Source organism: Bacillus sp. iso_77 (assembly GCF_056173625.1).
On record NZ_CM149683.1, the window covers coordinates 2184707 to 2210009 of the forward strand.

The 25303-nt window shown below is 41.9% G+C and carries 29 protein-coding genes and 1 pseudogene; 2 read left to right on the forward strand and 28 right to left on the reverse strand.

Features of this window, described 5'->3' with window-relative positions:
- Window positions 1–113 precede the first annotated feature (113 nt).
- The 26 genes and pseudogenes from spoIVB to AC0VYC_RS11245 all read right to left on the reverse strand — a co-directional run bounded on the left by spoIVB (window position 114) and on the right by AC0VYC_RS11245 (window position 22239).
- Window positions 114–1391, reverse strand: coding sequence for a SpoIVB peptidase (spoIVB, locus tag AC0VYC_RS11120; RefSeq protein WP_007501161.1), 1278 nt, complete (start codon window positions 1389–1391; stop codon window positions 114–116).
- A gap of 198 nt (window positions 1392–1589) precedes the next feature.
- Entirely contained in the window at window positions 1590–3323 is a 1734-nt protein-coding gene (gene recN, locus AC0VYC_RS11125) for a DNA repair protein RecN (protein WP_008342224.1), read from the reverse strand.
- A 34-nt stretch (window positions 3324–3357) separates the two neighbouring features.
- Window positions 3358–3806: pseudogene (gene ahrC, locus AC0VYC_RS11130) on the reverse strand (transcriptional regulator AhrC/ArgR).
- A 367-nt stretch (window positions 3807–4173) separates the two neighbouring features.
- The gene (locus AC0VYC_RS11135; protein ID WP_007501164.1) at window positions 4174–5028 is read right to left on the reverse strand and encodes a TlyA family RNA methyltransferase; all 855 of its coding nucleotides are present in this window, start codon (window positions 5026–5028) and stop codon (window positions 4174–4176) included.
- Window positions 5025–6926, reverse strand: a complete 1902-nt coding sequence (dxs, locus tag AC0VYC_RS11140; RefSeq protein WP_007501165.1) for a 1-deoxy-D-xylulose-5-phosphate synthase — start codon at window positions 6924–6926, stop codon at window positions 5025–5027. The genes AC0VYC_RS11135 and dxs overlap by 4 nt, the downstream gene beginning before the upstream one ends.
- 151 nt (window positions 6927–7077) lie before the next feature.
- Window positions 7078–7974 carry a polyprenyl synthetase family protein gene (locus AC0VYC_RS11145; RefSeq protein WP_186316951.1) on the reverse strand — a complete coding sequence of 299 codons (897 nt, stop codon included), beginning with the start codon at window positions 7972–7974 and terminating at the stop codon, window positions 7078–7080.
- Window positions 7958–8218 carry an exodeoxyribonuclease VII small subunit gene (locus tag AC0VYC_RS11150; RefSeq protein WP_003215880.1) on the reverse strand — a complete coding sequence of 87 codons (261 nt, stop codon included), beginning with the start codon at window positions 8216–8218 and terminating at the stop codon, window positions 7958–7960. Before AC0VYC_RS11150 ends, AC0VYC_RS11145 begins: the two co-directional genes overlap by 17 nt.
- Window positions 8202–9560, reverse strand: coding sequence for an exodeoxyribonuclease VII large subunit (gene xseA / locus AC0VYC_RS11155; protein WP_047945452.1), 1359 nt, complete (start codon window positions 9558–9560; stop codon window positions 8202–8204). The genes AC0VYC_RS11150 and xseA overlap by 17 nt, the downstream gene beginning before the upstream one ends.
- A gap of 70 nt (window positions 9561–9630) precedes the next feature.
- Window positions 9631–10482: a bifunctional methylenetetrahydrofolate dehydrogenase/methenyltetrahydrofolate cyclohydrolase FolD gene (gene folD, locus AC0VYC_RS11160; RefSeq protein WP_475388460.1), complete on the reverse strand. Its 852-nt coding sequence runs from the start codon at window positions 10480–10482 to the stop codon at window positions 9631–9633.
- 11 nt (window positions 10483–10493) lie between these two features.
- Window positions 10494–10889 carry a transcription antitermination factor NusB gene (nusB, locus tag AC0VYC_RS11165; protein ID WP_012010530.1) on the reverse strand — a complete coding sequence of 132 codons (396 nt, stop codon included), beginning with the start codon at window positions 10887–10889 and terminating at the stop codon, window positions 10494–10496.
- Window positions 10890–11098: 209 nt separating this feature from the next.
- Complete coding sequence (locus AC0VYC_RS11170; protein WP_017357965.1) at window positions 11099–11506, reverse strand: Asp23/Gls24 family envelope stress response protein; 408 nt, start codon at window positions 11504–11506, stop codon at window positions 11099–11101.
- Window positions 11507–11531: 25 nt separating this feature from the next.
- A complete protein-coding gene (accC, locus tag AC0VYC_RS11175; protein ID WP_008342217.1) occupies window positions 11532–12881 on the reverse strand; it encodes an acetyl-CoA carboxylase biotin carboxylase subunit in 1350 nt (449 codons plus the stop codon).
- A gap of 11 nt (window positions 12882–12892) precedes the next feature.
- Window positions 12893–13375, reverse strand: coding sequence for an acetyl-CoA carboxylase biotin carboxyl carrier protein (accB, locus tag AC0VYC_RS11180; RefSeq protein ID WP_024718862.1), 483 nt, complete (start codon window positions 13373–13375; stop codon window positions 12893–12895).
- 194 nt (window positions 13376–13569) lie between these two features.
- Window positions 13570–14202 (reverse strand): SpoIIIAH-like family protein, encoded by a 633-nt coding sequence (locus AC0VYC_RS11185; protein ID WP_024718861.1) that lies wholly within the window; start codon window positions 14200–14202, stop codon window positions 13570–13572.
- Window positions 14202–14837, reverse strand: coding sequence for a stage III sporulation protein AG (spoIIIAG, locus tag AC0VYC_RS11190; protein WP_370539206.1), 636 nt, complete (start codon window positions 14835–14837; stop codon window positions 14202–14204). Before spoIIIAG ends, AC0VYC_RS11185 begins: the two co-directional genes overlap by 1 nt.
- 28 nt (window positions 14838–14865) lie before the next feature.
- Window positions 14866–15498: a stage III sporulation protein AF gene (gene spoIIIAF / locus AC0VYC_RS11195; RefSeq protein ID WP_160757531.1), complete on the reverse strand. Its 633-nt coding sequence runs from the start codon at window positions 15496–15498 to the stop codon at window positions 14866–14868.
- A gap of 14 nt (window positions 15499–15512) precedes the next feature.
- Entirely contained in the window at window positions 15513–16706 is a 1194-nt protein-coding gene (spoIIIAE, locus tag AC0VYC_RS11200) for a stage III sporulation protein AE (RefSeq protein ID WP_017357967.1), read from the reverse strand.
- Between the two features lie 19 nt (window positions 16707–16725).
- Window positions 16726–17139, reverse strand: coding sequence for a stage III sporulation protein AD (gene spoIIIAD / locus AC0VYC_RS11205; RefSeq protein ID WP_087978339.1), 414 nt, complete (start codon window positions 17137–17139; stop codon window positions 16726–16728).
- Window positions 17136–17342, reverse strand: coding sequence for a stage III sporulation protein AC (gene spoIIIAC / locus AC0VYC_RS11210; protein WP_003153142.1), 207 nt, complete (start codon window positions 17340–17342; stop codon window positions 17136–17138). The genes spoIIIAD and spoIIIAC overlap by 4 nt, the downstream gene beginning before the upstream one ends.
- 19 nt (window positions 17343–17361) lie before the next feature.
- The gene (gene spoIIIAB / locus AC0VYC_RS11215; protein ID WP_007501189.1) at window positions 17362–17877 is read right to left on the reverse strand and encodes a stage III sporulation protein SpoIIIAB; all 516 of its coding nucleotides are present in this window, start codon (window positions 17875–17877) and stop codon (window positions 17362–17364) included.
- On the reverse strand, window positions 17871–18794 hold the full coding sequence (gene spoIIIAA, locus AC0VYC_RS11220) for a stage III sporulation protein AA (protein WP_019743012.1): 924 nt from the start codon (window positions 18792–18794) through the stop codon (window positions 17871–17873). The genes spoIIIAB and spoIIIAA overlap by 7 nt, the downstream gene beginning before the upstream one ends.
- Window positions 18795–18860: 66 nt before the next feature.
- Window positions 18861–19142: a YqhV family protein gene (locus tag AC0VYC_RS11225; RefSeq protein ID WP_017367580.1), complete on the reverse strand. Its 282-nt coding sequence runs from the start codon at window positions 19140–19142 to the stop codon at window positions 18861–18863.
- Between the two features lie 375 nt (window positions 19143–19517).
- Window positions 19518–20075, reverse strand: coding sequence for an elongation factor P (gene efp / locus AC0VYC_RS11230; protein ID WP_007501192.1), 558 nt, complete (start codon window positions 20073–20075; stop codon window positions 19518–19520).
- Window positions 20076–20100: 25 nt separating this feature from the next.
- Entirely contained in the window at window positions 20101–21162 is a 1062-nt protein-coding gene (locus tag AC0VYC_RS11235; RefSeq protein WP_440169607.1) for a M24 family metallopeptidase, read from the reverse strand.
- Window positions 21159–21602 carry a type II 3-dehydroquinate dehydratase gene (gene aroQ, locus AC0VYC_RS11240; protein ID WP_007501195.1) on the reverse strand — a complete coding sequence of 148 codons (444 nt, stop codon included), beginning with the start codon at window positions 21600–21602 and terminating at the stop codon, window positions 21159–21161. Before aroQ ends, AC0VYC_RS11235 begins: the two co-directional genes overlap by 4 nt.
- A 109-nt stretch (window positions 21603–21711) precedes the next feature.
- A complete protein-coding gene (locus AC0VYC_RS11245; RefSeq protein WP_017367582.1) occupies window positions 21712–22239 on the reverse strand; it encodes a YqhR family membrane protein in 528 nt (175 codons plus the stop codon).
- 221 nt (window positions 22240–22460) lie between these two features.
- Here AC0VYC_RS11245 and AC0VYC_RS11250 point away from each other — a divergent pair, with 221 nt between their 5' ends.
- Window positions 22461–23417: a DUF1385 domain-containing protein gene (locus tag AC0VYC_RS11250; protein ID WP_039165998.1), complete on the forward strand. Its 957-nt coding sequence runs from the start codon at window positions 22461–22463 to the stop codon at window positions 23415–23417.
- A gap of 38 nt (window positions 23418–23455) precedes the next feature.
- Window positions 23456–23851 carry an SA1362 family protein gene (locus AC0VYC_RS11255; protein ID WP_024422959.1) on the forward strand — a complete coding sequence of 132 codons (396 nt, stop codon included), beginning with the start codon at window positions 23456–23458 and terminating at the stop codon, window positions 23849–23851.
- Here the strand turns inward: AC0VYC_RS11255 and AC0VYC_RS11260 are convergent.
- Window positions 23848–24723 carry a patatin-like phospholipase family protein gene (locus AC0VYC_RS11260; RefSeq protein WP_475388466.1) on the reverse strand — a complete coding sequence of 292 codons (876 nt, stop codon included), beginning with the start codon at window positions 24721–24723 and terminating at the stop codon, window positions 23848–23850. The genes AC0VYC_RS11255 and AC0VYC_RS11260 overlap by 4 nt on opposite strands.
- A 103-nt stretch (window positions 24724–24826) precedes the next feature.
- Window positions 24827–25261, reverse strand: coding sequence for a transcriptional regulator MntR (mntR, locus tag AC0VYC_RS11265; RefSeq protein ID WP_003215946.1), 435 nt, complete (start codon window positions 25259–25261; stop codon window positions 24827–24829).
- Between the last annotated feature and the right edge of the window lie 42 nt (window positions 25262–25303).

Here is a 25303-nt window from a genome sequence, read left to right on the forward strand (position 1 = left end):
CAACACACTGTTTTCCATTTTGTCGAAAAATCTCTTTTTCCTTATTTTATAACATGATGGAAGAGAAAGAAAGGGTAGAAAAAAACTGCCGGAAGATTCGCGGCAGTTTTTCATCAGCTTGCTTTTTTGTTTTTTTGATAAAGATCAATTCCTGCTTCTGACAGCATCCATTCAATGTGTACGCCGTATCCGCTTGTCGGGTCATTGACGAACACGTGAGTGACCGCTCCAATGACTTTGCCATTTTGGATGATCGGACTTCCGCTCATTCCTTGAACGATCCCGCCTGTTTTGCTTAATAAGCGTTCATCTGTTACTTTAAGCACCATTCCTTTTGTTGCCGGGAATTTTTGTGGTGTTGTGCTGACGATTTTAATATCAAATTTCTCTACTTTATCATGGTCCACAACCGTTAATATTTCGGCTGGACCTTCTTTTACTTCATTTGATAATGCGACTGGAAGTGGTTTGTCTGCTACATGATTTTCAAGTTTTTCGGTTAACGTACCAAATATACCGAATGGACTGTTACGTGAAATATCACCTATCGTTTTTCTTTCGGAAGAAAACCTGGCCAATTTTTCTCCAGGGTTGCCTCCTGTCCCTTTTTCAATGGATGTGACAGTTGATCTGACAATTTCACCATTGTCGACCACGATTGGTTTTTTTGTATCCATGTCAGAAATCACATGCCCAAGGGCGCCATATTTTTTAGAAGATGGTTCAAAGAAGGTCATCGTCCCGATCCCTGCTGCGGAATCACGAATATAAAGACCGATTCGATAAGTACCTTCACTTGCATCTTTAGCGGGTGTTAATGTCGTTTGAAAGGTTTTATGGTCTCTTTTTATGAGTAAATGAAGGGTTTCCCCCGTTTTTCCTGCTTTCTGAATAAATGGGGTGAGGTCGTTCATCTTCTCCATTTTCTGACCATTGATCTCAATGATCATATCCCCTGATTGAATGCCTGCAGCTTCACCTGGTGATTTTTTGCCGTCTGCTGTTGTGATTTGATGAAAACCGACAACGAGAACTCCGACAGAATGGAGTTTGACGCCAATGGATTGTCCTCCAGGAATGACTTTTAATTCGGGAAGAACATCGACTTTTGTTTTCTTAATAGGAAATCCTTTAAAATCATAAACAATTTCGGCTTTTCCCGCCTTTTGTCCCGTTACTTCAAGTTGATTCTTTTTCTCTGAAAGACTAAAGGCTGGTGAAGAAGCATTGGCTGACGCTTCAATGGATGTATCAATCGAATGCTTCTCGTGTTCAAATACTGCGACAGTTGTTGGAATGCTGATATATTCCTTCACTATGCTCATAAACCCTGTACTTATTAAAGAAACAAGGAGAATCACACCAATGGCTTTTCTCATCTTTTCGGGCATTCATTTTTCACTCTCCTCGCTCCTTACCCACACCAGAACATTAATGTTTTGGCTACATCTTTACTTTTGCCTTCTTAGCGAGGATTTATAACCGACACCTTTAGAAAATGATTGGATAAATTGATAAAAGAAAAAGACGATTTCATGCGTATATACAGTGATTATGAGACAATATAAAAAAGGCAGCTGTTGTTTCAGCTACCCTGTCGTTTTGACATCATTTGCTTGGTGCAGTAATTCTTTTGCATGCTGTTTTGTGAGCTCAGTGACTTCTACACCAGCAATCATTCGGCCAATTTCACTCACTTTTTCATCATCACTGAGTGGTTTGACGTTCGTCATTGTTCTACCAGCTTTAGCGCGTTTAGAAATAAAAAGATGTGTATCAGCCATTGCTGCAACTTGCGGCAGATGGGTAATACAGAGTACTTGTGAGCCTGCTGCTACTTTATAAATTTTTTCAGCAATGGCTTGTGCGACTCTGCCGCTAACACCCGTATCCACTTCATCAAATATAATGGACGTCACTTCTTGTTTCGCTGAGAAAATACTTTTCACTGCCAGCATGACACGTGAAATTTCTCCTCCAGATGCTACTTTTGACAAAGATTTCATCGGTTCACCCGGATTTGTAGAAATGACAAATTGCGCTTGATCTATGCCATTTTTCCCGAGCTGTACGGGTTTTCCATCTAAAAGCGGGCAGTCCGTACTGCCAAAAGGTGCATATCGAATCGTAAAAGCGGTATCAAAAGAAGACTTCTCCATATATAAATCCTTCAATTCAGCTTGAATGTGCTTCGCCAGTTTTTTCGCCCATTTTTTACGGAGCTCTGACACGTTAAGCGCTTCAAGCAATGCATCCCGGCTTATCGCATCAAGTTTGTTTTTAAGTGTCTGCAAATGGCTGTCTCGATTTTGGATTTGGTCTATCTCCTCTTCAATCTTAGCCGCATATTCTAAAATTTCCTCAACGGTTGTGCCGTACTTTCGCTTCAGCTGCTTCATCTCATTTAGCCTAGACTCAATAAAATCAAGACGGGCTGGGTCAAATTCTAATTGATCAAGCATGCTGCGCATTTGAAAAGTAGAATCTTCTAATAAATAATAGGAGTTTGACACTTGCTCAGAGAGCTTTTTCAGATCGTCATTGATCTCAGAAACTTGCTCAAGCTCGCTTGAAGCCATCCCAACCCAATCAAGTCCTCCCTGCTCATTACGCAGAGCATTATACGCGTTTTGAAGCGAGGAAAAGATTTTTTCAAAATTGCTGATTTGATGACGTTCCTCTTGAAGCTTCTCATCTTCCCCAGGCTCTAATTGTGCCGCTTCAATCTCTTCCAGCTGAAATTGCAATAAGTCTAACCGGTGAACCATTTCTTGTTCATTTTCAGACAGCTGTTTGAGTTTTTGCGCCGTCTTCATATATTGATCATACGCTTCTTGATACTGCGAGAGAGCAGGTGCAATTTCTTCTGCTCCAAATTGATCAAGCAAATGCAAATGATTTTCATCCTCCATTAACAGCTGATTATCGTGCTGTCCATGTATATCAAGCAAAAGCCGGCCAACTTCTCTTAAAAGCGAGATGGTGACAAGCTTACCATTAATGCGGCAAATGCTTTTCCCGCTTTGATTGATATCACGGCGAAGAATCATCATTTCATCAGATGCATCAATGCCTTGCTCCTCACAAAGGGCAAATACAGGATGATCTGCTGGTACAAGAAAAAGACCTTCCAGCTCTGCTTTTTTTTCGCCATAACGGACAAATTCGGATGATCCTCTTCCCCCTACGAGAAGTGAGACAGCGTCAATCATGATTGATTTTCCGGCACCTGTTTCCCCTGTTAGAACTGTGAGTCCTTTTTCAAACGAAACCGTTAACTCCTCAATGATTGCAAAGTTTTTAATGGTTAGTTCTGCTAACACTCATTTGACACCTCTTTTTGTAAACCTGATCTCTTTATAGAAGCTCTAAAATTTTGGACGAAACGGTATCCGTATCATCTGGCGTGCGGCAAATGATTAAGATGGTATCATCCCCACAAATGGTTCCCATAATTTCTTCCCAATCTAAATTATCCATTAAAGCACCGATGGCTTGAGCGTTCCCAGGCATTGTTTTTAAAACGATTAAATGACTGGCAGCATCCATTTTAATAAATGCGTCCATTAAGGAACGCTTTAATTTCGATAGCGGGTTAAACCGCTGATTGCAGGAAGGCTGTATTTATATGTTCCGTTATTTGTTGGCACTTTGACTAAATGCAGTTCTTTGATATCTCTTGATACGGTCGCCTGTGTGATGTTATATCCATCCGCTTTCAAAATATCGACTAATTCGTCTTGTGTTTCGATTTCTTGGCTTGCGATAATTTCTCTAATCTTAATATGTCTTTGACCTTTGTTCATTTTGACCCCCCTAGGCGTTAGAATCTCAGTTTGTCTTTACGTTCTATGTTATATGATGCACACTTCAAAAAACAAGCATTACGTGAGAAACGGTCAATTCTGATCTTTTGACCATGTAAAAAGGAATAATAGCGAGCGATTATTCCGTTCAGCATGTAGACAAACCCTCGCATTCTTTGTCAGTCCTGCGCTCTGGTGCTCACGAATCCCAAATTCGCTCCGCGCCAGTACTCGTCCTTCCTAGGGCTGCAAAGGTTTTCTATCACGCTGAAAAGAAGACAAAGGGCTAAAATCAAGTTCATTTTAGCCCTTTGTCAACAATCTAAAAGGAATAATAGCGAGCTATTATTCCTTTTGTTTCAATAATTCATGTGTCAGCCGGCTCAGGACTGTTTTTCTTTTCTTTCAATACGGCATGGGCTTCTTTGACGACTTTTTCAAGTTCAGATACTGGAAGTGCCGTATTCTCTTCTTGATCGGGATGCAGGACCAAGTGGAGGAGAAATTCGATATTTCCATCTCCGCCTGTAATCGGTGAAAACGAAACATCCTTTACATCATAGCCTTCTTTTGCAGCAAATTGATTCATTTCTTCTAGCACACCAAGATGTACAGAAGGTTCTCGCACAATGCCTTTTTTTCCAACAAGCTCTCTGCCCGCTTCAAACTGCGGCTTCACTAGCGCAATACAGTCGCCGCCTGGGATAAGAATATGCTTTAGTGCGGGAAGAATGAGTTTGAGCGAGATAAATGATACATCAATAGATGCAACCTCTGGTAATCCTTCGGTGAAATCTGCCGGAACAGAATGGCGGAAGTTGGTGCGTTCCATGACGATCACCCGATCATCCTGTCGTAATTTCCACGCAAGCTGATTGTAACCAACATCCACAGCATAGGATTTGACTGCTCCATTTTGGAGTGCGCAATCTGTAAATCCCCCTGTTGATGAGCCGATATCAATTAAAAGCTTTCCTTCAACGGTTAAATCAAATTCCTGAAGTGCCTTTTCGAGCTTTAGCCCACCTCGGCTGACATATTTCAGCGGATTCCCCTTCACAGTCAGCGGGGTATCACGAGCGATTTTTTCTCCTGGCTTATCCAAACGGTTTTCATTTGAGTAAACGATCCCTGCCATAATGGCGCGTTTTGCTTTCTCTCTCGTTTCCATTAGTCCTTGTTCGACTAATAAAACGTCAAGTCGTTCTTTCTTTGATGTCATGATCCAATTCCTTTTCTTGGTGCTGCGGGAAGCAGGTCACGCAATGTTTCAGCAACCTGTGTTTTCGTCAGTCCAATTTCCTCAAGTAGCGCATCGACACTTCCATGCTCAATAAATTCATCTGGAATGCCCATACGTTCTACTTTGATATGAGATGCTTTCTTATCGTGTATATATTCTAAAACGCTGCTGCCAAATCCACCCTGAAGCACCGCTTCTTCTATTGTTAAAATTGGCAAACCTTCAGACAGTATCTCATTTAACATGCCTTCATCAAGAGGCTTAATGAAACGTGCATTGACAACACGGATTGATTTACCTTCTTTTTGCAGTTCTTCTGCTGCCTGCAGCGCCATTTTAATGGTTGTACCGAATGTTAAAATGACAGCATCTTTCCCGGGACGAAGAACTTCCCAAGAACCAATTGGGATGGTTTTCAGCTGTTCATCCATTTTGACGCCTAGTCCATTTCCACGCGGGAAGCGCATGGCGATTGGACCATCATCATATTGAATGGCTGTGTTGACCATATGCTGTCCTTCATTTTCATCCTTTGGCATCATGAGAACCATATTCGGCATATGACGCATGAAAGCAATGTCAAACACACCTTGATGTGTTTCTCCATCTGCACCGACAAGACCTGCACGGTCAATTCCAATGAACACATTGAGATTTTGACGGCAAATATCATGCAACACTTGGTCATAGGCTCTTTGAAGGAACGTTGAATAAATCGCTAAAAATGGCTTCATGTCCTGTGTAGCAAGTCCAGCTGCCATTGTTGCAGCGTGCTGCTCTGCAATTCCAACATCAAACATTCGCTCAGGGAATTCTTTTGCAAATCCTTCAAGCTTTGAGCCAACGGGCATTGCAGGTGTAATCGCGACAATCCGCTCATCTTCCCGTGCCAGCTTTCTGACGGTTTCACTGACGAGACCACTCCACGACGGTGCAGCTGCTGTCGGTTTTACAAAGTCACCTGTGTCGATTTTGTATGGGCCTGTTCCGTGCCATGTGCCGATCTTATCAGATTCGGCCGGCTTATAGCCTTTTCCTTTTTTCGTGATGACATGAAGGAGAACCGGGCCTTTTGTTTTCTTTGCGTACTCAAGATTCTCAAACAAATCTTCATAGGAATGTCCATCTACTGGTCCTAAGTAAGTAAAGCCCATTTCCTCAAAGAACATACCAGAGACAAGCAAATATTTCAGACTGTCCTTGATACGTTCTGCTGTTGCAGCAAGCTTCCCGCCTACTGCTGGGATACGCTTGAATAAATATTCAAGCTCGTCCTTTACCCATTGGTATTTACCAGCTGTACGTAGTCTGCCAAGCATTGTATGGATTGCACCAACGTTTGGCGCAATACTCATTTCATTGTCGTTTAAGATCACAATCATGTCTTTTTTTTCATCCCCGATATGGTTCAGTGCTTCTAACGCCATACCGCCGGTTAGTGCACCATCGCCGATAATCGGGAGAATGTATTCATCTGTTCCTTTAATGTCACGCGCTGCCGCCATTCCCATTGCACCAGATAATGAGGTTGAACTGTGTCCAGTCTCCCAAACATCATGTTCACTTTCATTTCGTTTAGGGAAACCGCAGAGCCCTTTATATTGACGAAGCGTATCAAACTCGGCGCCTCTTCCAGTTAACAGCTTGTGAACGTAAGACTGATGTCCAACATCCCAAAGAAATTTGTCTTTCGGGCTGTCAAATACTTTGTGAAGTGCAACAGTAAGTTCAACGACACCAAGGTTTGGACCAATGTGCCCACCAGAGTTCGCTAACGACTCAATTAAAAACGTGCGAATGTCCGCACTCAGCTCCTCTAATTCTGCATTTGACATTCCTTTTAGAAACGTTGGATTTTTTATTGATAAAAGATCCAATCAGGATCAACTCGCTTTCAACAAAATTTCTATCTACATATATAATGCCTTATTCCTATGAAAACCAATTCAGGAATAAGAGTTGTCTCATCATGATAAACTGTTTACAGTTTACCACAATTGCTCGAGGACCCTCAAATCTAGGCTGTTTTTAGTGATCTCGTGAGGCAATCAGATCGCATAAATCATGCAGCAAGTTTTGCTCCAACTCAAGATTTGAGACAATTTCTTTCGCACGAGTGATATGTTCATCCAGCTTTTCTTTTGCTCCTGAAAGCGTTAATAAAGAAGGATATGTCGACTTTTCATTTGCTGTATCGGAGCCGATCCGCTTTCCTATTTTCTCTTCGCTGCCTTCAAGATCTAAAATATCATCACGGATTTGAAAAGCAATGCCAATATGATAGCTGAATTCTCTCAGCTTTTCGATCTCATCATCAGATGCACCTGCCAGTATCGCACCTGCAACCACACTAAAGGTGAGTAGCTTTCCTGTTTTGCGGGCATGAATCGATTCTAATTCAGAAAGAGGGATTTGTTTCTGTTCTGCTTCCATATCATCAAATTGCCCGCCAACCATTCCGAGTGCACCTGCTGATGTAACAAGTTCATCGATGATTCGAAGCTTTTGATCAGCAGGTACATCGTCAGATAATTGCGATGTAATCAGACGGAAGCTTTCAGTGAGCAGCGCATCACCTGCAAGAACGGCTGTTGCCTCGCCGTATACTTTATGGTTGGTCGGCTTTCCTCGGCGCAGATCATCATCGTCCATACAAGGAAGATCATCGTGTATCAAGGAATATGTATGAATCATTTCCACTGCACAGCCTACTGGTATACCCTCTTCTTCCCTTTTTCCATACGCATTTAAAAGAGCAAGAACAAGCACAGGACGCAGTCTTTTTCCGCCAGCTTTCAGAGAATAAAGCATAGAAGATTTCAGGTCTTCTGGAATAGACAATTCCTGCACATATGTAAATAAATAGTCTTCAATTGCTTGTTTTCGTGTTGTTAAAAATTCGTTTAAGTTACTTGTCACCAGCATCTGCCTCCTTCACAGAAAAAGGAGCCAGTTCACCGTCCTCTTTTAAAATGAAATCCATTTGCTTTTCAACATGCTGTAATTTTTCATGGCAAAGTTTTGAGAGCGTCATACCCTCTTGGAAATAGTGGATAGCTTGTTCTAGCGGTACATCGCCTTCTTCGAGCTTTCCCACAATCTCTTCAAGTCCTTTCATGGCCTCTTCAAATGTCATTTGTTCTTCTTTTTGTTTATTTGATTCTGTCATGATGATTGCCCTCCTTCTCAATAACCTCACAAATCAGACGTCCATCCTTCATTGTAATCGTCAGTTGATCCTTCGTTTCTACTTGATTCACACTTTTAATGAGCTCATCTTCTTTATAAGCTAAACTATAGCCTCTTTCCATGACTTGAAGCGGATTTAATGCATTTAGTTTACCAAGAACCGATTGGAACTGCGAATGAATTGTTTTCATTTGCACATTCATGCTCCGAACGAGCTGTTCTGTTTCATTGGCGTGACGTTTTTTCGCCTGAAGCAGCTGCTCTTTTGGATGAAGCGGCTTCAGTCTATATGTTTGGCGGTCAAGTTGACTGCGTTTTTGTTCCATTTGTCTTGTCAGCTGTTTTTGAAAACGATCAAATATCATATCGAATTGCTGCTCTTTTTGCTCTTGTAATCGTTTTGGAAATCGGAAAGCATAAGAGGATTGAAGTGCCACAAGACGGTCTTTTGCTTGTGACGTTCGATTTTTTACTGCTCTTGTTAACCGAATGTCGATTGATTTGATTCGTTCAATTAAATCAGCGGTGCTTGGAACAGCTAGTTCTGCTGCTCCTGTTGGTGTGGGTGCTCTCATGTCTGCAGTGAAATCACTAATAGTAAAGTCTGTTTCGTGCCCAACGGCAGAAATGATTGGAATGTCTGATGCGAAGATCGCTCTTGCGACTGCTTCTTCATTAAAGGCCCAAAGTTCTTCAATTGATCCTCCGCCTCTCCCGACAATCAAGACATCACAAAGCTGTTTTTCATTGGCTTCTTTAATCCGTTCCACAATCGAACGCGGAGCATTTTCTCCTTGGACTAATGCCGGAAGCACAATGATCTTGGCCTGCTGATAGCGCCGATTGATCGTGGTAATGACATCTCGAACAGCTGCTCCTGTTGGGGATGTAATGACACCAACAACCTCTGGATATTCAGGAATTGTTTTTTTATAGCGCTCATCAAATAAGCCTTCACTTGCTAGTTTCTTCTTCAGCTCTTCATAGGCAAGATGAAGAGCACCAACACCATCAGGCTGCATTTCTTTTGCATATAATTGATAGCTTCCGCTCGGTTCGTAGACTTGAATTCCGCCACGTACGAACACTTTCATTCCGCTCTTTGGTGAAAAAGGTAGCTTGGACGCGGAGCGCTGGAACATAACAGCTTGCATACGTGCATTTTCGTCCTTTAAGGTGAAATAAACATGACCTCTTGAATGAATCTTCACATTTGATAACTCACCTTTGATCCAAATATCTTCTAAATGAGGGTCAACATCAAATTTTCTTTTTATGTATTTTGTAAGGGCTGTGACCGTCACAAAGGCTTTTTCACTCATGACGTATTCCTCCTCTTCAAAAACGCACATTCATCCACCGGCAGCACGCAGGTGGATGAATGGATCAAGCTTATGATAATGTACGTTTTGCTGATTTAACCGTATTGTGTGCAAGCATCGTAATTGTCATTGGGCCCACTCCGCCAGGGACTGGTGTGATGTAAGAAGCTTTTTCTTTTGCTGCTTCAAAGTCAACATCCCCTACAAGTTTCCCTGTTTCTAGACGATTGACTCCTACATCAATGACAATAGCGCCTTCTTTAATTTGGTCAGCTTTAATAAAGTTTGCTCGACCGACGGCAACAACTAAAATGTCCGCTTTTAACGTATGTTCTGAAATGTTCGCCGTTCTTGAATGACAGTAGGTGACGGTTGCATTTTCGTTTAATAGCAATTGTCCAACTGGTTTGCCGACGATATTGCTTCGTCCTACAACGACCACTTCTTTGCCAGAGAGATCCACACCTGTTTTGTTCAATAATTCAACAATACCTGCTGGTGTGCAAGGGAGGAATGTGTCTTCCCCAAGTAGCATTTTCCCGATATTCAGCGGATGAAAACCATCTACGTCTTTCTCTGGTGAAATTCGTTCAATGACGGCTTTTTCAGAAATATGTTTTGGCAGTGGAAGCTGAACAAGAATTCCGTGGAATTGATCATTCGCATTGTACTGATCAATCATCTTTAGCAATTCCTCTTCTGTTAAAGAAGCATCTAAATGATCAAGCTGGAAATGCATGCCCATGGCTTCTGCTGCTTTTTTCTTCCCGCGTACGTAAGAAAGTGAAGCCGGATCATCACCGATTAGAATAACGGCAAGACCAGGTGTGACTCCTTTTTGTTTTAGCTCTTTTACTTCTTTTGCTAATTGTTCACGCTTTTCTTTTGCTGTTTCTTTCCCATCGATGATTGTTGCTGTCATGTCGAATCCTCCTATTGCTGCTTTAGGTCGTTTTTAATGTTTGAAAGTACACCATTTACAAATTTCGGCGCCTTATCGTCACCGAACAATTTAGCCAGTTCAATGGCTTCATTCATTGAAACACTCACCGGGATATCTTCTTGATATACCATTTCGTACACAGACAGCCTTAAAATGGCTCTGTCTACGTTCGCAATACGATCAAGTTTCCAATTCACAAGATGCTGTGAAATCATGTCATCGAGCTTGTCCTTTTGTTCGAGCACACCGAAAACCAGTTCCTCGAAAAAAGGATCTGATTCTTGTTCATCCAGCGCATGTGTAATGGCCTCTTTCGGATCAATATTGCTGACATCAATTTGAAATAATGTTTGTAGTGCCTTTTCTCTTGCAGTTCTTCTTTTCATTATTTACTCCTTTAACCACTTTATCCGCTTGTCGTTAAGCCATACAGAGATCATAACATATTTTGACCGTAGTCGCACCAAGATCCATGCGAGCTGTGACGAAAAACGAATCACTCCATGCGTGACGTAATCATCATGCGGAATTTTCCCAAAAATGGGCTTTAAAAAACCAAAGAGGCAATGCCTCCTTGGTTTCACTTCAACCCTTTTTACATTTCTTGATCAACTTCAGCTTCAGCTGTTTTTGTATCAAATTGAATGCCAACGACATGAATGTTGATTTCATTAATCGTTAAGGCCGTCATGTTTAAAAGGGTTTGACGGATATTTTCTTGAACAGCAGTGGATACCTTTGGAATGGATAGGCCAAATTCAACCACACAATACACATCAATTGTGATGCCTTCATCAGAGACATCTACTTTCACACCTTTACGGTGATTTTTCTTCCCAAAGCGTTCTGCCACATCAGCAGCGAAGTTGCCGCGCATTTCCGCAATTCCTTCGACCTCTGATGCAGCGATCCCAGCAATGACTTCAATCACTTCTGGCGCAATTTGCACTTTTCCCAATTGATCTTCATCAAGGTTCATTTCAAGCAAATTGTTTTCTGACACGATCATTCACCTCCAAAAGCTGTTATTATTTCATAATTTGATACGTTTCTAAAAACTTCGTATTAAAATTACCGCTCACAAATGTTTCGTGCTCTAGTAATCTGAGGTGGAATGGAATCGTTGTGTAGACTCCTTCAATGACGAATTCTTGAAGCGCACGTTTCATTCTTGCAATTGCTTCTTCTCTCGTTTTACCATATGTGATCACTTTCGCAATCATACTATCGTAATATGGCGGAATCACATAACCAGGGTAAGCGGCAGAATCAATACGTACTCCTAAACCGCCTGGCGGAAGGTACATTTTAATTTCACCAGCAGAAGGCATGAAATTTTTCTCAGGGTTCTCTGCGTTAATACGACATTCAATCGCCCAGCCTTCGTATACGACATCCTCTTGCGTAAGGGAAAGCTTTTCACCTGAAGCTACTTTGATCTGTTCTTTGATCAAATCAACACCAGTGACCATTTCCGTTACAGGATGCTCTACTTGGATACGTGTATTCATTTCCATGAAGTAAAACTTCTCTTCATTATAATCGTAAATGAATTCAACCGTTCCGGCACCTGTGTATTCAACAGCTTCGGCTGCTTTTACGGCAGCTTCACCCATTTGCTCACGAATATCTGCATTTAGTGCAGGTGATGGCGTTTCTTCCAGAAGCTTTTGCATTCTTCTTTGGATAGAACAATCACGTTCACCTAAGTGAATGGTATTCCCATGCTGATCAGCAAGGACTTGAATTTCAACGTGTCTAAAGTCTTCAATGAATTTCTCCAAATAGACACCTGGGTTCCCGAAGTTTTGTGCTGCTTCCTGCTGCGTAATGGTGACACCGTTAATGAGCTCTTCTTCTGTGCGAGCCACACGGATACCTTTACCACCGCCGCCTGCAGTTGCTTTAATAATGACAGGATACCCAATACCAGCTGCTGTTGAAACAGCATCATCAAGATCTTTTACAATTCCTTGAGAACCAGGGACAATTGGAACTCCAGCTTGCTTCATTGTTTCTCTTGCCACATCTTTCGTTCCCATTTTGGAAATTGCTGACGCAGTTGGTCCAACAAAGATGACATTACATTCCTCGCAAAGCTCTGCAAAGTCTGCATTTTCAGCAAGGAAACCATATCCTGGATGGATGGCATCAGTACCTGTTAGTTTTGCCACACTGACAATATTTGTCACATTTAAATAACTATCTTTTGAAGCAGTCGGTCCGATGCAATATGCTTCATCAGCCATTTGAACATGCAGCGCATCACGATCCGCTTCAGAAAATACCGCAACTGTTTCAATTCCAAGCTCTTTACAAGCACGGATGATTCTAACTGCGATTTCTCCTCTGTTTGCAATTAATAGCTTTTTAATCATGATCGTACTCCTTACTCTGCTTTCACTAGAAAGAGGGGTTGTCCGAATTCTACAAGCTGACCGTTTTCAGCTAATACTTCGACGATTTCGCCTTTTACTTCTGCTTCGATTTCATTAAACAGTTTCATCGCTTCAACGATACATACAACTGAGTTTTCCTTCACTTTAGAACCTGTTGTCACATACGGATCTGCTTCTGGTGAAGAAGAAGCGTAAAATGTGCCAACCATTGGGGATGTGATTTTATGCAGGTTTTCAGACGCGGCTCCCTCTTGTGCAGGGGCTTCGGTCTGAGCTGGAGCTTGTGCTTTAGGAGCTTGTTGAGCTGGAGCTGCTTGGACAGGAGCCACTGGTGCTTGTGCCGCAACTTGCTGAACGACTTCTTTATTTTTCTTTAACTTGATTTTTGCGCCTTCATTTTCGTACGTAAATTCATCAATTGTTGATTCGTCAATTAATTTAATTAGTTCATGAATCTCTTCAATTTTTAACATGGATTTGCACCCCTATGTATGGATTTATCTTTTTTTATAGGCTAGTACTAAAAGTACATACTATAACCATCTTACAGGAGGATTTCGTTGAATTCAACTATTAATGTGATGAGACACCTCGCGCAAGCACCTGAAAAAGGGCGTCAACCCGCATGAAAAAACGCCCTTTTCAGAAAAGGGCGCTTGTGCATTTTTTATTGATTCGATGGCTCAAAAGTGACGGCTACGTTATCAAGCCCTCTCATTTCTTTTGTGACCAAATCAATAATATCTGCTGCTTGGGACTTTGATTTTTTATCAGAACGAACCGTGATGTTCACTTTATCTCCTTCTGCACTGACGAGCGCATCTTTATATCCTTTTGTTTTGATTAATGTCTCCAGCTGACGCTCTGTTCCTTCTGCCTCACTAAGCGCTGTCATTTGATCATAAGCTTCACTTTTTTCTTGCGCTGTTGCATCATCGCTAGACACGATTTCGTTATACTCTTCACGCTGCTTGCTGCGCTTATCTTCCAGTTCAAGTCTGTAGGTTGTGAAAAGTTCATCGTCGGTCTGCTCTGAAACAGCCTTTCCTTCTTCTCCACTTGTTTCAACATCTTCTTGTTTCGCATTGGTTTCTTTGTCAGTTGATTTCTCTTCTGCATTCTTTTCGGTTCCTTTATCAGTCCCTTTTTCTGGCTCAGCCTTTTTCTCTTCCATTCCTTTTGATTTTGTATCTTCTACTGTCACAGCATTCTCACCTTGTGGGGACATGATATAGTACACACTTAATACGACAACTAAACTTAGCATCGTTAATAGCCAAACCGTTTGTTTTTTTAACATCATTCCGAATCCTCCTTGATTTTTTTAGGGGCAACAGCCACTCTATGGCTCGGTACATCAAGCACTCGTGTAACCGCTTCAATGATGGTTTTCTTTATTTGAACGTTGTCTACTCCTTGAGCAACAACGAGAACACCTCGAATGTCTGGCTTTTTCGTTTGGACAACAACAGGTGTTTCTTCATTTCCATTTTTAATAATGACAATCTCTTCTTCTTTTGTTTGATCCGTGACACTTCGCACGCCGCCTTCTTTGTCTGTTTCCTCGGTCGTAGTGCTTTTATTGGATTTGTTTTTTTCAAACACTTTTAAAGAAGTTGCGTCTACATTTACCACAATGGATACATCCTCAACACCAATGATCGTTTCTAAAATCTCTTTCAGCTGATTTTCGTATTCTTGTTCAACATCCTCTATCGAGTTGTTTGACTTACCTGAAGAGGATGGTTTGAACACCGCCTGCTCTTCTGAGGATGTTTTTTTAGACGCAGGAACAGCAGCCTCTTGTTTGCTTGATGGCGGTGACAGAATTTGACTGACTAACATGAATGACACGCCGATGATGAAGACAAGCAGTAAGTAATGGTGCTTCGTTAATTTTGGTTTCCCTTCACCTTTTTCAGGTGCTTGGAACATTGATTTCAGTTTTTGTCTCCAGTCCTTGTTATTCATGATCTGCTGCGTCACCTCCCTCAATGTTGAGCGCAATGTGTTCAGGCCGTGTATTCCAAACATCTGCAAGCGTCTCTTTCACCCTCGCCATCTCTTTTGCTGACGTCTCGGCGCTTTCCTCCTTTTGCCTGGAGAGATCAATGTCGACCTTTGCCACCGTTTCTACAGCATCACCTGTGAGCGGGACAAGGACTGCTTTGATGCGAAATTGATTTGCCTCCATATTCTGATCAAGGTGCTCCTCATCTGCCAACACTTCTACGTGTTTCATTTCATAGCTCTCCTTCTCCAGTGGCTCCTTTGCGCTTTTTTCTAGTTGGACAGCCATTTGCTTTAAAATATATGCACGCTGTGAAGCTTGTATTTCTTTTTTTTCTAAATTCATCTGATTTTTTATTTCTTCTGATTGCGCTTGGTCCTTCCCTTTCATGATTTCTGAGAAAATTTGGTCCGGATCTGCCCGGAATAACGCAAAGATCGGATTGAGCATCACGACAATTAACAATAAGCTGACGACCATTTTTGCATACTTCTGCATGCTTGAATTGGGAAGCAAAAGATCAATCACAATCGCAAATAAAATAAATAGGATAATACTTGTGATCCATTCTGTGAGAAAACTCAAATGGTGTCCCCTCCTTACTTCATCATCATGGTGAGGTTGCCAGCTGTGATGATAACGGTAATGCTTAAAAAGAACATAAGCGATACAACAGCTAATGCAGCAAATATATAAAGAACACTTTTCGAAATGACATCAAGGCAGCTAATAATCGGCCCGCCCCCTAAAGGCTGAAGAATCGCAGCGGCCAGTTTATAAATGAGAGCGAGCGACAGCACTTTAATCGCTGGGAAAGCCGCAATTGAAATCAAAATGGCGACGCCTACAAGGCCAACCGTATTTTTCAGCAGCACAGAGGCGCTGATAACGGTATCTGTCGCATCAGTAAACATTCTGCCAAGGACAGGGATGAAATTTCCGGTAATAAACTTGGCTGTGCGAAGAGCGATTCCATCAGTGATAGCAGCAGATGCCCCCTGTACAGAAATGACGCCGAGGAATACAGTTAAAAAAACAGCGAGCCCGCCAATGGCGACATTTCTTAACAGCTGGGCAAGCTGGGTCACTTTGTATTGTTCGGTCAATGTACTGACTATGCTCAAGATCGCTGATAAAAAGATGAGCGGAAGAACGACATATTGAATAAAAACACCGCTCGTGTTCATTAAAAACAAAATCACAGGATGAAAGAATCCGGCTGAGACAAGCCCGCCTGATGAGGCAATAAGTGCTAATAAAAGAGGAATAAGAGCAAGAATAAAACTAGTCATCGTTTGAATGGCTTCTGTTGCATAAGAGATCGCAACATGAAAACTGTTTAATGCAATAATGATAAGCACCATATAAACAAGAGCGTATGCAACTTTACTAACAGTGCTTTGCTCAAACGCATTTTGCAAAAGCTGCAAAAGCGAACAAAAGATGGTGAGTAATATAAGTGTGCCTAAGAGCTTTCCATTGGCAATCAGCTCATGAAACAGATAATGAACAAAAGCCTTCAGCCACGTTTGGGGAGACAGCTCTTTATCGCCATCGATCATTTCCTTCACTGTACCTTTTTGGCTTTCAGGCAGAAAGCCGCCATACTCGTCCAATATCGTTTCCCAAAAGTCACTGATAGAATGAAGCTCCAAGGCATCAGCCTGTCCACCCGCAACTTCTTCTGCGACCGGTTCTTCACTTGATAAAGGCACACTTTCTTCTGCACCTGCATACGGAACGATCATCCAAAAGAACATCATAAACCCCAGCACAGCTGTCACCCGTTTCATCATCATCACCTCTTTTCCATCAAGTCATGGACGGGATCATACCTAGGATCGTCTCAATGATGACCGTTAAAATCGGTACCGCCATGACCAAAATAAGAATCTTGCCGCCAAGCTCTATTTTTGAAGCGATGGCGCCTTGTCCAGCATCCTTTGTGAGCTGGGCACCAAATTCTGCAATATAGGCAATGCCAATGATTTTCAAAATGGTTTCCACGTATTTCATATTGACGCCTGCACTTGCTGCAATTTTTTCAATCATGGAGATAATGGCATAGATTTGATCGATTAAATAAAGGAAAATGACACACCCAGTAAACACAACAAGCATAAAGGCGAAGGTTGGCTTTTGTTCTTTGACGATTAATGCTAGAAAAGTAGCGATTAAACCAAGTCCAACAATTTGAATAATTTCGATTTGTAAGCCCTCCCCTATCCTTGAAATAGAAATACGGCTTTAATCTTCTTAAACAAATCATCCACAATGGTAGCAACCATAAATAAAATGTAGATAAATCCAAGCAGTGTCACCCACTGTGCGTACTCTTTTTTCCCCATTTGATCTAAAATCGTATGAAGAAAAGCCACGACGATACCCACTCCCGCAATTTGGAAAATGACGTTTACATCAACGCCCATGCTCTCGACTCCCTTCCTCTCACATCAATAACAGAATCAGTAGTAACCCACTTAGAAAACCAAGGCTTCTCACCATTTTTTCATTTTTCGCTTGGGCAACTTCAGCTTCTTTTTCCTCTGATTCCAAATGGCCTAAAGCTAGCTTGATATATTTTTGCTGAGCCGTCACATCATGCTGACCAAGGGTTTCTCCAAAGTGCTTCAGCGCCTCATATTCGCCTTTTTTTAATACGGTTTTTTTCCATACATCCTCTAGACTTTCATTCCATGCATGCCTCGCAGAAAAGGTTCCGACGTTGAGTTTTTCTGCAAATTGTTCAAATAGCCGATTCACAGGCGGTCCTACTTGGGACGCAATTTGGTCAGCGGCTCTAGCTAAAGGTGTTTGACCATACATAATTTCAGCTTCAAGAGATTGGAGTGCAAACCGGAGCTGGCGGATTTGCTTTGGCCGATCACTGTACCGCTTCGCAAACTCGAATCCTCCCCATGTCGTAGCCGCAACAATGAAAATAGCACCAATAAGCTTTAACATACGTCCACTCCCCGCCTCCGCTTCAGCTCTTGTCCCTCTTGGTCAAATATCCGTCCGATCGTGCCAGGCCCTTTTTCTCTATTTAATTCCACATATCGATCAAACACACGAAGCTGCCATAACGGTTCAAATGATGGCCGTTTAGATAAGTCTTCAAGAGAATACCCATGAGCTGAGACGATAATGGTGACTCCAGCATGGATTGCTTCTAACAGTGCCTGTACATCTTCACTTTTTCCGATTTCATCGACAATGATGACTTCTGGGCTCATGGATCTGATCATCATCATTAACCCTTCAGCCTTTGGGCACGCATCAAGTACATCAATCCGGTGCCCAAAAGAATGCTGCGGCACTCCTCTTATACAACCTGCGATTTCAGAGCGTTCATCTACAATCCCTGTTTTTCTAGGAGAAATGGCTGTTGTTCCTGTACTGACAAGACGGGCTAGATCACGCAGCAATGTCGTTTTCCCGGTTTGCGGCGGACCTATAATCAGTGTGTTACACCAATGTTTTTCATATAAATAAGGGAGAAACGGCAGAGCAATTCCGATCTTCTCTTTTGCGATACGAATATTAAATGAAGAAATATCTCTTAAGCCTTTGACGAATCCATTTTCGACGATGACCTTTCCAGCAAGCCCAACCCGATGTCCGCCCGATATGGTGATATAGCCCTGTTTTAACTCTTCCTCCAGTGTGTACATGCTGTAATTACTAAGCCTGCCTAATAGCTGAGCCGCATCTTCACCTGTTGTATGATAGGAAAGAAAGCGGGGTTTTCCTCCTTGCATCAGCTCAATTGGGCGATCGGTGCGAATGCGGATTTCCTCTATTTGCGCCCACTCTGCTTCTTTTAACATGCTGAGTTCTTGTCCAATTGAGTGCGGGAGAATATCCAACAAACTCCGCAACGAATTCCCCTCCTTTTTTTCTTCTCTAAAATGTATGATGCATGCCGTTAATTATGCCAAGCCATTTCACTTATAAATTCCAACAAGAATAAATACGACACCAATGAAAATAAACACAAGCTTCGCATAGGATAACTGCCCTGCAATTTGGTAGATTCCAATCGTCATCGTAATAATAAAAATGAGCGGCCCGATGATCGCTAATATACTATTGATGACAACCGCTTTACGCACATCATTTGTCACTAAAATGAGGATGGCGGCCGTCAGTTCAATCGCGGCAGATAAAAACCTCATCCCTGCCATGGCAGCGACTGATGGGTGTATACCCGGGAGAAATTGTTTCATATAGAACCTCCAGCTTTTTTTACACTATATGCTTCACTAGCTAGAAGTAGTCTTGTTTTTCAAAAGGAAGAGAGATGGATGAGAGAATAGAGTAAGGGGTGTCATAACGAGGCGTCCTATTTTTCAAATAAAAAAAGACTGTAAACACGAAGTTTACAGTCTCAGATAGTTGACAAAGGGATAAAATGAACTTGATTTTATCCCTTTGTCTTCTTTTCAGCGTGATAGAAAACCTTTGCAGTCTAGGAAGAACGAGTACTGGCGCGGAGCGAATTTGACATTCGTGAGCACCAGCACGCAGGACTGACAAAGAATGCGAGGGTTTGCCTACACGCTGAGACTGTAAACACGAGGTTTACAGTCTCTCTCCGTTCATTACGCTCTTGAAACGTATGAACCGTCAGATGTATTGATCACTAGTTTATCACCTTGGTTCACAAAGAAAGGAACGTTCACGATTAAACCAGTTTCTGTTTTTGCAGGTTTTGATCCACCTGATGTCGTATCACCTTTAATACCAGGCTCTGTTTCTACTACTTCTAGTTCTACAGTGTTTGGAAGTTCTACTCCAAGTGTTTCATCACCGTACATGACGATTTGAACCGACATATTTTCAAGCAAATATTTCAGCTCATCTTTGATTTGCGCTTCGCTTAGTTCAAGTTGTTCGTATGAGCTTGTATCCATGAATACATGCTGATCGCCATTTGCATATAAATACTGCATTGTTTTTGTTTCAATTTGAGCTTTCGCTACTTTTTCACCTGCACGGAATGTTTTCTCTTGAATCGCACCTGTACGCAGGTTACGCAGTTTCGAACGGACAAACGCTGCGCCTTTTCCTGGTTTTACGTGTTGGAAATCCACTACACGCCAAATACCGCCGTCCACTTCAATTGTCAGGCCTGTACGAAAATCGTTTACTGAAATCATTTTGTCATCCTCCTACATTTCACCATCATAATATGATAAGTTCTTTCGGTGAGTGGGTCAATCGTTTATTGCCGTCAGCTGTCAGGACAATATCATCCTCAATTCTCACGCCGCCGACATCCGGCAAGTAAATGCCTGGTTCAACTGTCACAACCATTCCCTCTTCTAACACGACATCTGAGCGTGAGGAAAGGCCAGGTGCTTCATGTACTTCCATACCAAGACCATGTCCAGTCGAATGCCCGAAGTATTGACCGTAGCCATACTTTTCAATGATGTCTCGTGTGATGCGATCAGCTTCTTTTCCTGTTAAGCCTGGCTTGATTTTATCCACACCAGCGTTTTCTGCTTCTAATACGATATGATAAATTTCCTTTAATTTGTCGCTTGGTGTTCCTACAGCAATGGTTCTTGTCATGTCTGAGCAATAGCCTTTATAATAGGCACCGAAATCCAGTGTCACCAAGTCGCCAGATTCAATCACCTTTTCGCTCGCTCTCCCGTGTGGCAGGCTTGAACGAACGCCAGAGGCAACAATCATATCGAATGAAGATCCTTCTGCCCCTTCTTTTCTCATGAAAAATTCAAGCTCGTTCATGACCGCAATTTCTGTCAGGCCCGGCTTGATGTACGTGAGAATATGATCAAAGGCATGATCTGCAATCTTCGCAGCTTCCTCTAATATCTTAATCTCTTCATTAGACTTAATCAAGCGCAACTTTTCAACTGATTCCGAGACTGGAACAAGCTCGAAACCGCTTGCTTTCCCCGAGTACTGCTGGTAGGTGGCAAATGTCATATGGTTTTGTTCAAAACCAAGACGTTTCACCCCAAATTCGTTTGCCGTTTGGACAGCAGTTTCCACAATGTTTCCTTTATGTTCAATGATGTCATAGCCCTTTACTTGATCCTTGGCTTGCTCCGTGTAACGAAAATCCGTAATAAAGGCGGCTCGATCCTTTGAAACGATGGCAAGACCGGCTGATCCAGTAAAACTCGTCATATAATGTAAATTAAAGCTGCTCGTAATCACTAAACCATCTATGTCTAATTCGGCTAAAAGTTTTCTTAGTTTTTCAAGTTTCATGATACTGCTCCCCCTTCACTGACTAAATAACGAATCGCCAATTTATATCCTTCTAAACCAAGTCCAACGATTTGACCTTGGCATACTGGAGCAAGAACCGAATGATGGCGGAATTCCTCTCTCTTATGAACATTTGTGATATGTACTTCGATGACAGGTAACGTAATACTTGCAATGGCATCTCTCAGTGCATAGCTATAGTGGGTAAAAGCACCCGGGTTAAATACGACGCCATCGTACTGATCTTCTGCTTCATGGAGCGCATCGACCAGATCTCCCTCGTGATTCGATTGAAAGAACGTCAATTGAATATTTGCTCTTTCTGCAAACTGAAACAAATCTGTTTCTAAATCTGTTAGTGTTTTACTTCCATAAACTCCTGGCTCTCTCTTGCCGAGCCTATTTAAGTTGGGCCCATTCAGCACTAGAAAATGAGGCATATGACCACTCCTTCACCCTAATTCACTCTATATCGATGTCTGTTTCTTTTTCCTTAGAAACCTTTCGTTTCCAAAAATAATTTTATCATATGAATGGTGGATTTACACTTTATTCTGTCTTTTTCCCGAGTGCCCTTGCAAGCTTCTGACTCGTTAATTCATTGTATTCAAATGAAATACTGTATCCGACAAACATGCCATATAAAATATATAGACAAAATGTCGTCACAATGGTGCTTTGCTGCAAATCTTGCACTTGCTTCACATCGGGGAATATAGGATTAAATACATAAAAAACAAGCAGCCACAAAATTCCTCCATAAATCAGTCCCATCCAAAAACCTTTGATCCGTTTGAGCAGTCCATAATAAATAAAGGCTGCTCCAATAGATAAAATCCCTAAAAGTACAATACTCATAAATGTACCAAGTCCGCCTTTTTTCCATTCACCAAGCACAAATGGCTGCAACAGCATATTTGGACTCACCTCTGAAAAATGAAACATATGGGTCAGAAATCCGATAAAGCCCCAAAAAACTCCGCCGACAAAACCTGTGGCTGCTGCCCTTGCCACCATTGAAGACGTTTGTACTGATTGATTTTTTTCTTCTTGGTTTTTCTTTTCATCACGTTTCATATGAACACCTCCAGCAAGTAGTATGTCCAAAATGTCATGAAAAAAAAGGATTTCCGTGCGAGAGTGTAAAATTTTTATAACAGGGTATACTGGCTAAAAAGAGGTAGATAGAATTCTAGTAGATAATCGACCTGTGAGCTAGTGATTTCCCCTCTTTTCCTGTACAATAAAGGTATAAGGAAATGCATGTAAATTACAGGAAACAGGCAGGTTGATGAAATATGTCCAATCAAACAAAACCTCCAGCATATGGAGGGCAGGCAGTTGTGGAAGGTGTCATGTTCGGAGGTAAAAAGAACTATGTGACAGCGATTCGGCGTAAGGATGAGTCGATTGAGTTTTTAAAGCTTCCCCGGACCTCCAATAAACGAACCGCCTTTCTTAAGAAAATCCCTTTTGTCAGGGGTGTTGCTGCACTTGTTGAAGCAAGCGCAAACGGCAGTAAGCACTTAAACTTCTCCAGCGAGCGCTATGACTTAGATCCTTCTGAAGATCATTCTCTTGAAAAAGAACAAAAAAGCTCGAAATTATCAATGATCTTTGGCATTGCTGTGATCGGAGTTCTCTCTCTTCTTTTTAGTAAATTTGTCTTTACTTTAGTGCCTGTCTTTTTAGCCGAACTTGTGCGTCCGGTGTTTTCTGGAAACTTCGCACAAATTGCAGTGGAAACATTCTTTAAATTGATCCTGTTATTAGGCTATATTTACTTTATTTCCATGACCCCTTTAATTAAAAGGGTATTTCAATATCATGGGGCAGAACATAAAGTCATAAACTGCTATGAACAGAATCTTGACATCACAGTGGAAAATGTCCAAAGCCAATCTCGCCTGCATTATCGATGCGGCAGCAGCTTTATTTTATTCACTGTCATTGTCGGCATGTTCGTCTATTTACTCGTACCGACAGATCCTTTATGGGTGAGAGTTCTGAATCGCTTGGCGCTTATTCCGGTTGTTCTGGGCATTTCATTTGAAGTGCTTCAGCTCACAAACAAACTCCGTGACGTGCCAGTGCTTAAAGTGCTTGGCTATCCTGGCCTTTGGCTGCAATTGCTCACAACAAAAGAACCCTCTGATGATCAAGTCGAGGTAGCCATTGCAAGTTTTAATGAACTTCTTCGTTTAGAGGAAGCATCTGCGAAACAAGCATCAGATTCTGCTCATCAAGTGATCTAGTTTATAAATCCGGTAAATTCTTTCGGAGGTGGACAGTTATGAATCGCCGAGTACATCCTGCTTTTACCATTATTTTCGCTTTAGGTGTTTTGGGATTTGTGTATTTACTCACAACGAATCCAGGCAGACTCTTTACGATGCTGCTATCAGTTGTGATCATTGGAGCGGTTCTATTTTTCTTATTTAGATGGCTGATGAATCGAAGAACTGGAACAGAAGGAAATCTTTATCGTAAAGCAGTCAAACAATCAAAACGTCGCTACCAGCAGCCTAAACCAAAAACGAAAAGCCAGATGAAAAACCGGGTCACTCATTTGCGAAGCGTGCCGACTGACCACAAGTCTAAGCCCGTCCTTCTCAAAAAGAAAAGCCAAACACATTTGACAGTCATTGAAGGCAAGAAAAACAAAAAGAAAAATCGCGCCTTATTTTAAAATGTCCAGCTCTTTAAAAATTGCTCGGCCTTCTGTCTGCCTAGATCGACGAGCGCCTTTTTCTTTTCTGTCATGAGATGAAAATCAGTGGCAATGACGTGTTCTACAGGGATAAAAATAATATGACGTTCGTGTTTTGTGGCAATATGTCTTTCGTCATGAGCACCACGCATCGTTTCAAATAGAGCGCCAAACAGTTCAAACGCATTGCGGATGGAATTTTGAGGGCGTTCTTTTTCGTTTGGGGTTAATGTGACACCGACAAACGGTCTTTTTTTCTCTTCAGCAAAAAGCCAAATCGGAAAGTTGCTGAGCACGCCGCCATCCACTATGGTACAAATTCCTTTTGAAGACCTTAGTTTCACAGGTTCGAAAAAATAAGGCAAACTGCAGCTCATCCGAATGGCTCTGGCGACAGAAAACCGCTCTGGATTTAACCCATAGGAAGGAAGGTCATCTGGAAGGACAAGGATTTTGCCATTTGTTAAATCAGAAGCGACGATTTTGAGCGTATCTTTTTTCAGATCTCCGAATACGGTGACGCCTTTTCGTTTTAACACGTCTGTCAGCCATTTTTCTAGACGGTCACCTTTGTAAAGGCCAAGACGCCAATAAATAGACACCCACCTGAGCATTTTAAACGGGATGAATTGACACCTTCGGTCAAGCAATTGATGCTCATCCATTTCGTCTAACAGCTCCCGAATCTCCTGACTCGTAAAACCCGCTGCGATGAGTGAAGCAATGATCGCTCCCGCACTTGTTCCAGCGAGACGGACAAATTGAAATCCTCTTGCTTCAAGCGCTTCATAGGCGCCTGCAAGTGCTGCACCCTTAATGCCTCCACCTGAGAACACACCATCTATCTTCATCAAGGAGCCCCCTTTTCTGTCACACTATTAATAGTGTAGGAGCATTTGCCTTTCATTAGAACTATATTCAAAAAGGACACCCATGCTAAGGGTGTCCTTTTTCTTAAGATTCTTGATTTGTTTGTTCGTTTTTCTTTTGAATCGCTTTCAGCTGAACGGATCGCTCATCGTTTTCTTCAAAGAATTGGACGAGGTCGCCGATGCGGTCAATGCTGTTCCAGCTGAGATGATGCTCAATACCTTCTACATCATCATAAATTTTCTCTTCATCTACACCAATGATTCTTAAAAATTGCTCTAGCAGTTCATGTCTGTATACGAGACGTTTTCCAATTTTTTTGCCTTTCGGGGTTAAAATTAGACCACGATATTTCTCATAAATGAGGTATTCATCTTTATCTAGCTTCTGAACCATTTTTGTTACAGAGGAGGGATGGACAGCGAGGGCTTCTGCAATATCAGATACTCTTGCATATCCTTTTTCTTCTATCAGCATATAAATTTGTTCAATATAATCTTCCATACTAGGTGTAGTCATAAAACCCCTCCAAAATGCACCTTTACTTAATAATCATAACAA

Bases quoted from the DNA above. Each gene is read 5' to 3' on its own strand.
- spoIVB (WP_007501161.1), bottom strand. From the start codon at position 1,391: ATGCCCGAAAAGATGAGAAAAGCCATTGGTGTGATTCTCCTTGTTTCT.
- AC0VYC_RS11135 (WP_007501164.1), bottom strand. From the start codon at position 5,028: ATGACATCAAAGAAAGAACGACTTGACGTTTTATTAGTCGAACAAGGA.
- AC0VYC_RS11145 (WP_186316951.1), bottom strand. From the start codon at position 7,974: ATGCTGGTGACAAGTAACTTAAACGAATTTTTAACAACACGAAAACAA.
- AC0VYC_RS11150 (WP_003215880.1), bottom strand. From the start codon at position 8,218: ATGACAGAATCAAATAAACAAAAAGAAGAACAAATGACATTTGAAGAG.
- xseA (WP_047945452.1), bottom strand. From the start codon at position 9,560: ATGAGTGAAAAAGCCTTTGTGACGGTCACAGCCCTTACAAAATACATA.
- folD (WP_475388460.1), bottom strand. From the start codon at position 10,482: ATGACAGCAACAATCATCGATGGGAAAGAAACAGCAAAAGAAAAGCGT.
- nusB (WP_012010530.1), bottom strand. From the start codon at position 10,889: ATGAAAAGAAGAACTGCAAGAGAAAAGGCACTACAAACATTATTTCAA.
- accC (WP_008342217.1), bottom strand. From the start codon at position 12,881: ATGATTAAAAAGCTATTAATTGCAAACAGAGGAGAAATCGCAGTTAGA.
- accB (WP_024718862.1), bottom strand. From the start codon at position 13,375: ATGTTAAAAATTGAAGAGATTCATGAACTAATTAAATTAATTGACGAA.
- AC0VYC_RS11185 (WP_024718861.1), bottom strand. From the start codon at position 14,202: ATGTTAAAAAAACAAACGGTTTGGCTATTAACGATGCTAAGTTTAGTT.
- spoIIIAG (WP_370539206.1), bottom strand. From the start codon at position 14,837: ATGTTCCAAGCACCTGAAAAAGGTGAAGGGAAACCAAAATTAACGAAG.
- spoIIIAE (WP_017357967.1), bottom strand. From the start codon at position 16,706: ATGAAACGGGTGACAGCTGTGCTGGGGTTTATGATGTTCTTTTGGATG.
- spoIIIAC (WP_003153142.1), bottom strand. From the start codon at position 17,342: ATGGGCGTTGATGTAAACGTCATTTTCCAAATTGCGGGAGTGGGTATC.
- spoIIIAB (WP_007501189.1), bottom strand. From the start codon at position 17,877: ATGTTAAAGCTTATTGGTGCTATTTTCATTGTTGCGGCTACGACATGG.
- AC0VYC_RS11225 (WP_017367580.1), bottom strand. From the start codon at position 19,142: ATGAAACAATTTCTCCCGGGTATACACCCATCAGTCGCTGCCATGGCA.
- efp (WP_007501192.1), bottom strand. From the start codon at position 20,075: ATGATTTCAGTAAACGATTTTCGTACAGGCCTGACAATTGAAGTGGAC.
- AC0VYC_RS11235 (WP_440169607.1), bottom strand. From the start codon at position 21,162: ATGAAACTTGAAAAACTAAGAAAACTTTTAGCCGAATTAGACATAGAT.
- aroQ (WP_007501195.1), bottom strand. From the start codon at position 21,602: ATGCCTCATTTTCTAGTGCTGAATGGGCCCAACTTAAATAGGCTCGGC.
- AC0VYC_RS11245 (WP_017367582.1), bottom strand. From the start codon at position 22,239: ATGAAACGTGATGAAAAGAAAAACCAAGAAGAAAAAAATCAATCAGTA.
- AC0VYC_RS11250 (WP_039165998.1), top strand. From the start codon at position 22,461: ATGTCCAATCAAACAAAACCTCCAGCATATGGAGGGCAGGCAGTTGTG.
- AC0VYC_RS11255 (WP_024422959.1), top strand. From the start codon at position 23,456: ATGAATCGCCGAGTACATCCTGCTTTTACCATTATTTTCGCTTTAGGT.
- AC0VYC_RS11260 (WP_475388466.1), bottom strand. From the start codon at position 24,723: ATGAAGATAGATGGTGTGTTCTCAGGTGGAGGCATTAAGGGTGCAGCA.
- mntR (WP_003215946.1), bottom strand. From the start codon at position 25,261: ATGACTACACCTAGTATGGAAGATTATATTGAACAAATTTATATGCTG.